Genomic DNA, 13184 nt, shown 5'->3' with positions numbered 1-13184 from the left:
CTGACGGGGCGCTCGGGGCGCGGGCCGTGTGGGTGAGCTCGGCCTTCCGGTTTTGGGCGATCCCGGCGTTTCCGGCGTTCCCGCGCGCGTCGCCGGGGTCAGCCCTCGGTGATCCGGCGGGCGGCGGCCGTCCCCGTCGCCACACACGCGGCGACGCCCACACCCTCGTACGCCGCACCGCACAGCGCGAGCCCCGGCAGCTTGCCGACGGCCTCGCGGACGCGGGCGATGCGCTCGATGTGGCCGACGCCGTACTGCGGAAGGCCCCGCTCCCAGCGGGTGACGCGGGCCGCGACGGGCTCGCCGATGGACCCGAGCGCCCGGTGCAGCTCGGTGACCGAGGCGCGCACCAGATGGCGGTCCGGGGTGGCGAGCCGGTGCTCCTCGGCGACCCGGCCGATCGAGGTGCGCAGCAGGAAGAGGTCGGGGGCCGCCGCACGCTGCCACTGCCACTTGTTGCTGAGGAACGTGGCGGCCTTGAGGGCGCCTCCGTCGACCGCGGGGACGAGGAAGCCGTTGCCCGTGGGCAGCTCGTCCCCGTGCCGGTTCCCGTGCCCGAGGACGAGGGCGTCCGCCCGCGGGAACGCCATGGTCACCACGGCGGTGCTGGCGTGCTGGATCGCCCCGAGATCGGCGTCGGCGAGCGGGGCGTGCGGTCGCAGGAGCTCCGCGGCCTCGTACGCGGGCACGGCAAGGACGACCGCGTCCGCCTCCAGGAGCAGCGGTCCGTCCCCGGTGACGGCGAACACCCGCCACCGCCCGCCGGGGGTGCGCCGCAGCTCACGCACGCGCGTGCCGGTGAGCACGCGGGCCCCGCTCGCCGCGGCGACGGCCAGCGGGAGGCGTCCGGCGCCGCCGCGCAGGCCCTGCACGGGGACGGCTCGCGGGGCACCCGCGCGCGGGGCGGCGGCGCCGCCGGACGGACGCATGCGCCGCAGCGCCCCGAGGAGCGGCTCGCCCCGCTCCGCGACCGCCGCCACGCGCGGCAGCACGGACCGCAGCGAGAGACGGTCGGGGCGGCCCGCGTAGACCCCGCCGAGCAGCGGTTCCACGAGCCGGTCCACTGCCTCCTGCCCGAGGCGCCCGCCGAGGTACTCGGCGACGGACACGTCGTCGGCGATCGGCTCGGCGGGCAGGGTCTCCTCGTGTCGCAGCCGGGCCACGCCCTCCTGGGAGAGCAGCCCGGTGCCCGCCAGCACGCCGGGGTCGGTGGGGATGCCCATGACGTGACCGGGCGGCAGCGGGCGCAGCGCGCCGTCCGACCACAGGGTGGTGGGAGCCGGTGCCGGGTCGCACAGGTCGTCGCCGAGACCGACCTCCTGCGCGAGGTGCACGGCCTCGGGGCGCAGCGCCATCAGCGACTCGGCGCCCTCGTCGACGGGAATGCCCGCGAGGGTGCCGGTGCGCAGCTTGCCGCCGATGCGGGGGGCGCCCTCAAGGACGGTGACCTCCGCGTCGGCGCGCAGCCGCCAGGCCGCGGTCAGACCGCTGATGCCGCCACCGACGACGATCACTGAGCGCGTCATGCGGCGCCCCCTTCCGTTCGGGCCGAGGCGTTGGTGCGGGCCGCGGGGCCGGTGTGGGCCGCGGGGCCGGTGTGGGACGGCGTGGCCTGCGCGAGCAGCTCCCGCAGCTCGTCCTGGTACGGGAAGCTCCCGGGCTCGTACGCGCACCAGGGATCGGCGGCGAGGACCCGCCCCGTCACCCCGTAGGCGCGCGAACGGGAGCCCCCGCAGACGGTGTTGAACTCGCAGCGCCCGCACGCGCCGCCGAGCAGGGACGGCTCGCGCAACGTCGTGAACAGCGCGGAGCCCCGGTAGATGTCGACGAGCGGATGGTGCTTCACATTGCCGGCCGACAGCGGCAGGAAGCCGCTGGGACGCACCTCGCCGGTGTGCGAGACGAAGACGAAGCCGCGCCCCGGGCCGACGTCCATGGGCGGCCTGCGCGCCGCGCGCCGCTCGCCCTCGTGCAGACCGAGCGCACGCGCGCGTGCCGTGAGGCGGGCGTACAGGGGACCCCGTTCGGGCGTCTCGCCGTGCCGCTCCAGGATGACGCGCTGGAGCGCCACGCGGCGGAAGTGGTGGCCCTCGGTGGTCTTGGTGGCAAGGACCGCGCCCGTGTCGTACAGGAAGTGCAGGACGTCCTCGACCTCGTCGGGGGTGAGCGCGGCGAGCTGTCCGCCGCGGCCCGTCGGCACGAGCACGAAGCCGCTCCACAGCATCGCGCCCTCGCGCCGCACCAGCGCGGCGATGTCCGCGAGGTCCTCCAGGCTGTCGCGCGTGACGGTGGTGTTGATCTGCACCTTCAGACCGAGCTCGCGGGCGGTCCGCCAGCCCTCCAGGGTCCACTCGAAGACGCCGTCCACGCCCCGGAAGGCGTCGTGCCGCCCGGGCGTGGAGCCGTCGACGCTCAGTGAGAGGGCGACGGCGCCCGCGTCGCGCACGGCCGTGAGGTTCGCCCGGTCCAGGGTCGGCGTCCCCGAGGGGGAGACGGCGACGCGCAGTCCGCGGGCTGTTCCGTAAGAGATCAGGTCGGTGAGGTCGGCCCGCTGGAACGGGTCGCCGCCCGTGATCACGAAGAGCGGGCCCGGCCGTCCGAAGGCGGCGATCTGGTCCATGAGGCGGCGGGCGTCCGCGCCGTCCAGTTCGCGCGGGTCCCGCGCGGGCCGTGCCTCGGCCCTGCAGTGCGGACAGGCCAGCGGGCACGCGCGCGTGGCCTCCCAGATGACGATGAAGGGGCGCTCGCCGACATCGTGCCGGGGGCGTCTGACGACCCGGTTCACGACACCCGCTCCCAGCCCCGCTCCGGAGCCCGGTTCGCGAGCTGCCCGGGGTCGCGGCGGCGGTAGACCACGTAGGGCCTGAAGAGGTACTTGAAGGGTGCGCTGACGATGTGGGCGAGCCGGGAGAAGGGGATCAGCGCGAACAGCGCGAAGCCGAAGACGATGTGCAGCTTGAAGGCGAGGGGCGCGGCGCCCATCAGCCCGTAGTCGGGCCGGAGCGTGAACAGGCTGCGGAACCAGACGGAGATGCCCTCGCGGTAGTTGTAGTCGACCGCTCCGGAGGAGTTGAGGACGGTCGCGGTCAGGCCGAGCAGCAGCGCGCCGAGCAGCACCGTGTACATCAGGTGGTCGCTACGGAGAGTGGCTTTGCGGACGGCGGGCACGGTCAGGCGCCGGTACACGAGGATCCCGATGCCGGCGGCCGCGGCGAGGCCCGCCACGGCGCCCGTGGAGACGGCAAGGAGGTGGTACGTGTGGTCGCTGACGCCCACCGCGTCGGTCCAGCTGTCCGGGATCAGAAGGCCCACGACGTGGCCGAGCACCACGAACGCCATCCCGAAGTGGAAGAGCGGCGAGCCGATGCGCAGCAGCCGCGACTCCCGCAGCTGGGAGGAGTGGGTGGTCAGGCCGAACCGGTCGTACCTGGCCCGCCAGGCCAGGCCCGCGATCAGGAGCGTGACGGCGACGTAGGGCATGACGCCCCACAGGATGAGGTCCATTACGCCGGGGTCCTTTCGCGGCCGGGGCGGGCGCCGGGGAGGGTGGGCCAGGGGAGCTCCACGCCCGGCCCGAAGGGTTCGAGCCCGACGGACTCGCGGGGCGGCCCGCTGCGGGCGAGCGCCTTCGCCTCGGCCCGCGTCTTGGGGGAGGGCCCCGGGAGCGTCCCGCAGACCGCTTCGAGCACGCGCGCGTACGGGGTGTCCGCGTCGGTGACGGCGAGCCGGAGCAGTTCGAGTCCGGCCCGGTGCTCCTCAAGGAGGGTGGTGCCCGCGCTCTCCTCGCGGGCGGCGAATTCGAGGAGCACCGGCAGGAAGTCGGGCAGCTCTTCGGAGGTGAACTCCAGGCCGTGCTCGCGGTACACGCGCTTGACGCGCACCAGCGAGAGCCCGCGGTTGCGGGTGTCGCCGTCCGACCACCAGGTGAGGTAGAGGCAGCGGCGGTTGCGGGTGTCGAAGACGTCTGTGTAGTGCGCGGCGAGGTCCAGGGGGCGTTGCCCGCGCGCGTGGGTGATGAAGGCGCGCAGCAGCGGGTGACCGCTCGCTTCGTAGAGACGGTCCAGCTCCGCGTACAGCCGCTCGTCCGGGTATTGCAGGAGCCGCCCGGCGACGAGACGGGTGAGGGCGTCGGGGCTCATGCGCTCCTCCGGGTGGGGCTGAGATTGAGCAGGACGCGCTGTTCGGAGGCGGCGGGTGCGGCCCCGGCCACCGGGCAGTCGTCCTCGAAGGGGTGGGCGTCGGCGAGGGCGTCCGCCTCCGGCCGCGCGGCGGTCGGGATCACGTACCGGTCCTCGTACTTGGCGACGGCGAGGAGGCGGAACATGTCCTCCATCTCCTGCCCGGTCAGACCGACGGCGGCGGCGACGGACTCGTCGCGCTCCTCGCCGAGGTTGACGCGCCGCATGTAGGCGCGCATGGCGGCCATGCGGCGCAGCACCGCGTCGACGGCGTAGGTGTCGCCCGCCGTGAGCAGCTCGGCGAGGTACTCCACCGGGATCCGCAGTGCGTCGATGGCGCCGAACAGGTTGCCGGGGTCCTCGCCGTCGCGGCCGGTCGCGGCGACCGCCTCGACCACCGGGGAGAGCGGCGGCACGTACCAGACCATCGGCATCGTGCGGTACTCCGGATGCAGCGGAAGGGCGACCTGGTACGTCCTGATCAGGTCGTACACGGGGGAGCGGCGGGCCGCGGCCAGCCACTCGTCGGTGATGCCCGACGCGCGGGCGGCGGCCGTGACCGCCGGGTCGTGCGGGTCGAGGAAGCACTCCAACTGGGCGGGGTAGAGGTCCTGTTCGTCCGCCACGGAGGCCGCCTCGGTGACCTTGTCGGCGTCGTACAGCATCACGCCCAGATAGCGCATGCGCCCGACGCAGGTCTCCGAGCAGATGGTCGGCATCCCGGCCTCCACGCGCGGGAAGCAGAACGTGCACTTCTCGGCCTTGCCGGTGGCGTGGTTGAAGTAGACCTTCTTGTAGGGGCAGCCGGTGACGCACATCCGCCAGCCGCGGCACTGGTCCTGGTCGACCAGGACGATGCCGTCCTCCACGCGCTTGTACATCGCTCCGGAGGGGCACGACGAGACGCACGCGGGGTTGAGGCAGTGTTCGCAGATCCGCGGCAGATAGAACATGAAGCTCTGCTCGAACTCGAAGCGGATCCTCTCGCCGACCTCGTCGCGGATCTTCTCCACCAAGGGGTCCTTGGGCGCGTGCTCGGGGGCGCCGCCGAGGTTGTCGTCCCAGTTCGGCCCCCACTCGATGGTCCCGATGGGCTCGCCCGTGAGCTGCGAGACGGGCTTGGCGACGGGCATGTCGTCGCCCGCCGGGGCGTCGGTGAGGTTCTTGTACTCGTACGTCCAGGGCTGGTAGTAGTCCGTGAGCTCCGGCAGTTCGGGGTTGGCGAAGATCTGCCCGAGCCGCTTGAGGCGCCCTCCGGCCCTCAGCCGCAGTCGGCCGGACCTGGTCCGCTCCCAGCCGCCCCGCCACCGCTCCTGGTCCTCCCAGCGGCGCGGATAGCCCTGCCCGGGAAGCGTCTCGACGTTGTTGAACCAGACGTACTCGGTGCCCTTGCGGTTGGTCCACGCCTGCTTGCAGGTGACCGAACAGGTGTGGCAGCCGATGCACTTGTCGAGGTTCATGACCATCGCCACTTGTGCCATGACCCGCATCAGTAAGTGACCTCCTGGTCGCGGCGGCGGATGACCGTCACCTCGTCGCGCTGGTTGCCGGTCGGGCCCAGGTAGTTGAAGGCCCAGGTCAACTGGGCGTATCCGCCGATCAGATGGGTCGGCTTGAGCATGATCCGGGTGAGGGAGTTGTGGATGCCGCCGCGCCGCCCGGTCTTCTCCGTCTTCGGGACGCCGACGGTCCGCTCCTGGGCGTGGTTCATGTAGACCGTCCCCGGGGGCATCTTGTGGGACACGATCGCGCGGGCCGTGACGACGCCGTTGCGGTTCACGGCCTCGATCCACTCGTTGTCCCGCACGCCGATGGCGTCCGCGTCCTGCGGGGACATCCACACCGTCTGCCCGCCCCGGCCGAGCGTCATCATGTAGAGGTTGTCCTGGTACTGGGAGTGGATCGCCCACTTGTTGTGCGGGGTCAGGAACCGCACGGCGACCTCGCGGCCGCCGTCGCCGTCCGTCCGGGATCCCAACTGAGGCTCTCCGTAGAGGCGGTGCATGTTCAGCGGCGGCTTGTAGACGGGCAGTGCCTCGCCGACCTCGTGGATCCAGTCGTGGTCGAGGAAGAAGTGCTGGCGCCCGGTGAGCGTGTGCCAGGGCTTGAGGTGTTCGGTGTTGACGGTGAACGCCGTGTAGCGGCGGCCGCCGGACTCGCTGCCCGACCACTCCGGAGACGTGATGACCGGCACCGGCCGGGCCTGGGTGTCGGCGAAGGTGATCCGCTTCCCCTCGGCCTCGGCGGCCAGGTGTGCCATCTCGGTGCCGACGCGCTTCTCAAGCGTCTCGAAGCCCTGGGTGGCCAGGCGGCCGTTGGAGGTCCCGGAGAGCGACAGGATCGCCTCACAGGCCCGCTGGGCGGTGTCCAGGCGCGGCCTGCCGTCGGCGGCGCCGCCGCGCACCGTGCCGTTCTTCTCCTTCAGGTACGCGACTTCCTCGGTGACGTCGAACGTGACCGCCTTCGTGGTCACCCCGAGCCGGTCGACCAGCGGGCCGAGCGCCGCGAACTTCTCGCCGACCGCTCCGTAGTCGCGCTCCACGACCGCCAGGTTGTACATCGTGCGCCCCGGGACGGGCTCGCACTCGCCCTTCGACCAGTCGAGCGCGACACCCCCGGGCTGGGCCATCTCGCCGCCCGGGGTGTCGTGCTGCAGCGCGGTGGCCAGGAGGTCGCGCCGCACGCCCAGGTGCTCGCCCGCCAGTTCGCCGAAGCGGCGCGCCACGGCCAGGAACGCGTCGTAGTCCGTGCGCGCCTGCCAGGGCGGGTCCACGGCCGGTGTGAAGGCGTGCAGGAAGGGGTGCATGTCGGTGGACGACAGGTCGTGCTTCTCGTACCAGGTGGCGGCCGGCAGGACGACGTCGGAGAGCAGCGTCGTGGACGTCATCCGGAAGTCGAGGCAGAGCAGCAGATCGAGCTTCCCCTCGACGTCCTCGGAGCGCCACTTCACATCGCGGGGCGCGCAACGCGGGCCGTCGGCGGGCAGGTTGGAGTGGGTGCCAAGGAGATGCTTGAGGAAGTACTCGTTGCCCTTGGAGGACGAGCCGAGCAGGTTGGCCCGCCATACGTTGAGCACGCGCGGCCAGTTGCCGGGCGCGTCGGGGTCCTCCCCGGCGAAGCCCAGCGTGCCGTCCGCCAGCTCCTTGACGGCGCTCGCCACCGGGTCCTCGGCCGCTCCGAGGTCGAGGGGGTTGCGGTCGAAGGTCGGGTACGACGGCATCCAGCCCATGCGCGCGGAGGCGGCCAGGCAGTCGGCGCCCGTCATGCCCTCGAAACGGCCCTCTCCCAGTGGGGACGCCAGGGACTCGGCGGGCAGGCTGTCGTAGCGCCACTGGTCGGTGTGCAGGTAGAACCAGCCCGCGCCGATCATGTGCCGGGGCGGGCGCCCCCAGTCGGACGCGCTCGCCAGCGTCGCCCAGCCGGTCACCGGGCGGCACTTCTCCTGCCCTACGTAGTGCCCCCAGCCACCGCCGTTGCGCCCCTGGCAGCCGGTGAGCGTGAGCAGTGCGAGGAAGGCGCGGTAGGTCGTCTCCGCGTGGAACCAGTGGTTCGTCCCCGCGCCCATGAGGATCATGCAGCGCCCTTGTGAGGCCTCGGCCGTCTCGCCGAACTCCCGCGCCACCCGGGTGGCCTGGGCGGCCGGCACGGACGTGAGGGTCTCCTGCCACGCGGGGGTGCCGGGCTGGGAGGCGTCTTCGTAGGAGGCGGGCCACTCACCGGGCAGCCCCGCGCGCGGGACGCCGTACTGGGCGAGCATCAGGTCGAAGACGGTGGTGACGAGCCGGCCGCCGATCCGGCGCACCGGGACTCCCCGGCGCATGACACCGTGCACGTCGTCCTCGAAGCGGGGCAGCAGGATCTCCGCGCTCTCGGCGTCCGGCGCGTGCAGCGTGAGCCGGGGCACCGTGTCACCGAGGTCCAGATTCCAGTCGGGGGTCCCGGATTCGCCCCAGCGGTGCCCGAGCGTGCCGTTGGGCACCGTGAACTCGCCGCTCGCGTCGTCGATCAGAACGGTCTTCCACTGCGCGTTCTCGGTCTCCTCGCCGATATCGGCGGCGGTGAGGAACTTGTGCGGTACGAGGCCCTTTCCGGTCTCGTCGAGTGTGACCAGGAAAGGCAGATCCGTATAGCGGCGTACGTAATCCTGGAAGAAGGGCGTCTGCCGGTCGACGAAGAATTCCTTCAGGATGACGTGCCCCATGGCGAGGGCGAGCGCGCCGTCCGTTCCGGGGTGCGGATGCATCCACTCGTCCGCGAATTTCGTGTTGTCCGCGAAATCCGGAGACACGGTGACGACTTTCTGGCCCCGATAGCGCGCCTCGGTCATCCAGTGCGCGTCCGGCGTCCGCGTCACCGGCACATTGGAACCCCACATCATCAAATACGCGGCGTCCCACCAGTCGCCCGACTCCGGTACGTCCGTCTGGTCGCCGAACACCTGCGGGGAGGCGACGGGGAGATCCGCGTACCAGTCGTAGAAGGAGAGCATCGGGGCGCCGATGAGGGAATGGAATCGGGCGCCCGCGGCGTGCGACGCCATCGACATCGCGGGAATGGGGGAGAAGCCCGCGACCCGGTCGGGGCCGTGCTCCTTGATCGTGTGGACGTGTGCGGCCGCGACGATCTCGACGGCCTCGTCCCAGCCGGCCCGCACCAGGCCGCCCTTGCCGCGCGCCCGCTGGTACCGCCGCCGGCGCTCGGGGTCGCCCTGGATGTCGGCCCAGGCAAGGACCGGGTCCTTCAGCCGCGACTTCGCCTCGCGGTACATCTCGAGGAGCGCGCCGCGCACATGCGGATAACGGACGCGAGTCGGCGAATACGTGTACCAAGAGAAGGAGGCTCCACGCGGGCAGCCGCGGGGTTCGTATTCGGGGCGGTCGGGGCCCACGGAGGGATAGTCCGTGGCCTGCGTCTCCCACGTGATGATGCCGTCCTTGACGTACACCTTCCAGCGGCACGAGCCGGTGCAATTCACTCCGTGCGTGGAATACACGACCTTGTCGTGACTCCAGCGGTCACGATAGAAGGACTCCCCGTCCCGGCCGCCGGTGTGCTGCACCCGGTGCAGGTCATCGGATGTCTCCGCGGTCCGGGTGAAGAAACTCCCGGCCTTCACGAGCGTCTCAGCGATGTCTTTCCTCTGCTGCAACGTCTTGTCTCCTGGCCGTCCCGAAGAAAAGGCCGCACGCACGTGCCGCCTACAACGACCCTAAGCCTGGGGTTGGTTGGGGCCCCGAGGTCTTAGGTCCCGTGAAGGGGTGACCAACAGCAGGAATTATTCGGGCCCCTGTACTGCGAGGCTGAGAGCATGAGCAGGAAGAAGCGCGGCGCCCTCCACACGTGGCTGCCGAACCAGCACGGCGCGTGGGCGATGCTCACGGTGCCGTTCGCGGCGGGCGTGTTCCTCGCCCACGGGCCGGGCGCCGGACCCCGCTGGGCCCATCTGCCGCTGTTCCTCGCCTGGTTGGCGGGGTACGTCGCCGCCTTCCACGCCCAGCAGTGGCTGCGGCTGCGCCGTCTCTCCCGGAATCCGAGGGCCCCGCGCCGCCATGTGCGCCCCGCCCTCGCCTCTTCGGCGCTGTGCGCGGCCTGCGGGGTACCGCTCCTGTTCGCGCATCCCTGGCTGCTGGTCGCGGCCCTGTGCGTCGCACCCTTCGTGGCCGTCAACACGTACTACGCGTGGCGGAACAAGGAACGGGCCCTGGTCAACGGCCTGGCGGCGGTGATCCCCGCCTGCGGCATGCTCCTCGTGACGCTGCGGACGGGCGGCGGCCCCCTCGCCGACGGCTGGCGCCCCGCACTCGCCTGTCTGCTGTTCTTCGCGGGCACGGTGCCGTACGTGAAGACGATGATCCGCGAGCGCGGCTCACGCGCTTACTACCGGGCGTCGGTGGCGTACCACGTGCTCGCGGTGCCCGCCGCGTACGCGCTGAGCCCCTGGCTCGCGGTGCCCTTCGCGGCGTACCTGGCGCGCGCGGCGCTGCTGCCGGGCAAGGGCGTGAAGGTGGCCGTGGTGGGGGCGGTGGAGGTGCTCGGGGCCGTGGTGCTGCTGGCGGGGCTTCTGCTGCTGTTCTGACGTGTCGTACCGGGGGAGGTGTCGTACCGGGGAGGTGTCGTACCGCTCGTACCACCGACGTGTCGTACCGCTCGTACCGCCGACGTGTCATACCGCCGGATGAGTCAGAGCAGCCCCTTCCGTGTCAGATGGTTGAAGAACAGCCACCCCGGAAGCACCGGCAGCCACAGCGTCAGCAGGCGGTAGAGCAGCACGGCGGGCGCGGCCACCTCCTTGGGGACACCGACCGCGATCAGACCGACGGTCAGCGTCGCCTCGACCGCGCCCACACCGCCGGGCGTCGGCGCCGCCGACCCCAGGGCGTTGCCCGCGAGGAAGACGACCGCGACGCTCGCGAGACTGAGCGACGTCATCTCCTCGTTGCCGAAGGCCCGCACCGAGGCGTCCAGACAGAGCACGAACATCAGGGTGAGCAGCAGCATCCCGCCGATGCCGGTGAGCAGCTTCTGCGGCCGCTGCAGCACGTCCAGCATGCGCGGCACGACACCGGCGAAAAGCGACCGCACGCGCGTGACGACGAATTTCCGCAGGAAGGGGATCGCGGTGACGACGAGCACCAGCACCGCGACCGACAGGAGACCGGCGATGACGGTGCGGGACGGCGTGAACGACGGCGTCTTCTCCGTCCCCGTCAGATAGCCGAAGACCAGCAGCAGCAGGATGTGCGAGGCGAGGCCGAAGAGCTGTGAGGCGCCGACGCTCGCGACCGCGAGGCCCGAGCGCACTCCGGACCGCTGCAGGAACCGGGTGTTCAGCGCGACACCGCCGACCGCCGCGGGTGCCACGATCTTCACGAACGAGCCGGCGACCTGCGCCGCCACCGCCCGCAGGAACGGCACTCGCTCCGGCACGAAGCCGAGCAGGCTCATCGCCGCCGCGAAGTAGCTCAGCGCGGAGAAGCCCACCGCGGCGGCCACCCAGCCCCACTCCGCCTCCTGGAAGAGCGTGCCGAACTCGACGTGTGTGAGCTGCGAAAGCAGGAAGTACGCGCCGATGGCGCCGGCGATGAAACTGAGCAGTGTCCGGGGCCTGATCCGCTCCAGCTGCGCGGGCTCGACCGGCGCGGCCGGGCGGATGAGCAGCACCTGGTGGCGGATCTGGGTGAGCAGGTCGTCCTCGCGGGCCTGCTCCATGGCGTCGTCTATGGCCTGCTTCTCGGCCTGCTGCTCCTGCTTGGCGGCCTGCTTCTCGGCCTTCTGCGACGGCTTGTCCTGCGGACCGTCCTCGGACACCTCCGCGCGGACGCTTCTGGCCCGGTGGGAGGCTTCCAGGACGGCCTCGCGCTCGCGCTGGGACCGTTCCCGGGCCAGCTTGCGCAGCGTGCCCCGGGTGGAGCGGGTGAGGGCGATGGGCTGCAGCAGCGGCAGACAGTCGGCCACCGCGTCCGGGCCGATGACCTCGACGGCGGCGGCGACCGCGCGCTCGGCGCCCACGCGCAGGCCGAGGGCGGTCAGGAGCTGGGCGATGTCCATCCGCAGGACCAGGTCGCCCGCGGCGATCTCGCCGCCGCGCAGATCCGTGAGGATGACCTTGCCGGAACGATCCACCAGCACCGCGTCGCCCGCGAGCCTGCGGTGGGCGATCCGGCGCGACTGCAGCGCCTGTACCTGCCGCCAGGTCTCGCACAGCAGCGCGTCCGTGATGGCCTCGTCCGGCAGGGAGTCCAGGGTGCGGCCGCCGGTGTGCTCGTAGACGAGGATCACGGCGTCGGGGCCGAGCTCGGACGTGGCGATCAGCTTGGGCGCGTTCGCCCCGGCCGCGATGGCCGCGTACGCGAGGAGGGCCTCCTGCTCCAGGGCCTGCCGCAGCGACTGCAGGCTGCGGCGCTGGGTGATGCCCCGCAGGGTGAGCCTGCGCCAGACCCGGTAGAAGAAGCCCTGCGCCTGCTGCTCGCGGTCGATGACCGTGACGTCCAGGGGCGGGCCGTCCTCCAGAGTGACGAAATATCTGCGGCCGCGGTCGCCGTGCTCGCTGTCCGGGGACTCCTCGCGGGCGGCGCTCACGGGGCGGAAGCCGACGTGCCGCAGGCCCACGAGGAGGGTCTGCCCGGTCGGCCGTACGTTCGGAGAGCCGACCGCGTAGAGCGTGCCGTACGCCACCGCCCAGCCGATCAGCACCGTCAGGATGATCGAGAACGGCGTCGTGTAACCGGTCACCAGCATCGTGAACGCGTCGAGCAGCAGCACCACGAACAGCACCAGGCGCCAGCGCGGTCTGCGGGACATGCCGACGGCCGTCATGTACGCGATGACCGGCGCGAGGTAGCCGTGCACCGGATCGGTGAAGGCGTGCAGGTCAGCGGGGGACGGCTTGGTCAGCGCGTCCTGGATGGAGTCGGGGGCGGCCTTCGCGACCCAGAGGTCGGTGGCCAGTGTCACGCCGTGCGCGAGGACGGCGGCCAGGACACCGTCGGCGATGCGCAGCCCGTCCCGTTTGATCAGGCGTTCGATCGCGAACGCGACCGGGACGAGGAGTACGCCGATGCTGGCGACCAGGCCCGCGACCTTGATCAGCAGATCGGGCGCCTGCTCCGTGCCCTTGTCGATGTCCTGTTCGAGGCCGGAGGTCGTGCCGTGCGCGAACGCGGCGATGGCGAGGAGCACGGCGATGGCGAGGACACCGACGAGGAGCCGCATGAGGTCGGACGGGCGGTGCACACGAGCGGCCAGGAGCGGTTCGTCGCCCGCGACACGGTCGGTGTGCGCCCCCTCGCCGTCGGCGCAGCCGGAGCCGGGGTCGATCTCGTGTGCGACATCGGGCTCGACCCCTGGCTCGTCGTCCCGCTCGCCGGTCCGCTGCTCGCTCTTCTCGGGTTCCAGGGGGCGCTCACCGGTGTCCAGGTGTGACTGGGACGCAGAGGTGCCCGCCTTCTCATCGGGATGCACGCCCTGCTGCTCCGTAGTCTCTTCTTGATCTCGTATCACCAGTCA

At 71.8% G+C, this 13184-nt stretch carries 8 protein-coding genes; 1 reads left to right on the top strand and 7 read right to left on the bottom strand.

From position 1 onward, the window contains the following. Positions 1-98: 98 nt before the first annotated feature. From hemG to ACFVYL_RS13865, 6 genes are read right to left on the bottom strand one after another with little or no spacing between them, the layout of a single operon-like run. A complete protein-coding gene (hemG, locus tag ACFVYL_RS13890; RefSeq protein WP_389715311.1) occupies positions 99-1526 on the bottom strand; it encodes a protoporphyrinogen oxidase in 1428 nt (475 codons plus the stop codon). Further along, positions 1523-2785 (bottom strand): TIGR04053 family radical SAM/SPASM domain-containing protein, encoded by a 1263-nt coding sequence (locus ACFVYL_RS13885; protein ID WP_389715309.1) that lies wholly within the window; start codon positions 2783-2785, stop codon positions 1523-1525. Before ACFVYL_RS13885 ends, hemG begins: the two co-directional genes overlap by 4 nt. Further along, positions 2782-3504 carry a respiratory nitrate reductase subunit gamma gene (gene narI / locus ACFVYL_RS13880; protein WP_389715307.1) on the bottom strand — a complete coding sequence of 241 codons (723 nt, stop codon included), beginning with the start codon at positions 3502-3504 and terminating at the stop codon, positions 2782-2784. The genes ACFVYL_RS13885 and narI overlap by 4 nt, the downstream gene beginning before the upstream one ends. After that, positions 3504-4139 carry a nitrate reductase molybdenum cofactor assembly chaperone gene (gene narJ / locus ACFVYL_RS13875; RefSeq protein WP_389715305.1) on the bottom strand — a complete coding sequence of 212 codons (636 nt, stop codon included), beginning with the start codon at positions 4137-4139 and terminating at the stop codon, positions 3504-3506. The genes narI and narJ overlap by 1 nt, the downstream gene beginning before the upstream one ends. Beyond that, positions 4136-5668: a nitrate reductase subunit beta gene (gene narH / locus ACFVYL_RS13870; RefSeq protein ID WP_389715304.1), complete on the bottom strand. Its 1533-nt coding sequence runs from the start codon at positions 5666-5668 to the stop codon at positions 4136-4138. Before narH ends, narJ begins: the two co-directional genes overlap by 4 nt. Continuing rightward, the gene (locus ACFVYL_RS13865) at positions 5668-9327 is read right to left on the bottom strand and encodes a nitrate reductase subunit alpha (RefSeq protein WP_389715302.1); all 3660 of its coding nucleotides are present in this window, start codon (positions 9325-9327) and stop codon (positions 5668-5670) included. The genes narH and ACFVYL_RS13865 overlap by 1 nt, the downstream gene beginning before the upstream one ends. A 159-nt stretch (positions 9328-9486) precedes the next feature. Here ACFVYL_RS13865 and ACFVYL_RS13860 point away from each other — a divergent pair, with 159 nt between their 5' ends. Next, a complete protein-coding gene (locus tag ACFVYL_RS13860) occupies positions 9487-10254 on the top strand; it encodes a YwiC-like family protein (protein WP_389715301.1) in 768 nt (255 codons plus the stop codon). A gap of 104 nt (positions 10255-10358) precedes the next feature. Here ACFVYL_RS13860 and ACFVYL_RS13855 read toward each other — a convergent pair whose 3' ends face one another. After that, positions 10359-13139, bottom strand: coding sequence for a lysylphosphatidylglycerol synthase domain-containing protein (locus tag ACFVYL_RS13855; RefSeq protein ID WP_389715299.1), 2781 nt, complete (start codon positions 13137-13139; stop codon positions 10359-10361). Positions 13140-13184: the final 45 nt, after the last annotated feature.

This window comes from Streptomyces sp. NPDC058308 (genome assembly GCF_042880275.1).
In the GTDB taxonomy this organism is placed as follows: domain Bacteria; phylum Actinomycetota; class Actinomycetes; order Streptomycetales; family Streptomycetaceae; genus Streptomyces.
This window is presented reverse-complemented; position numbering and strand designations above follow the sequence as displayed.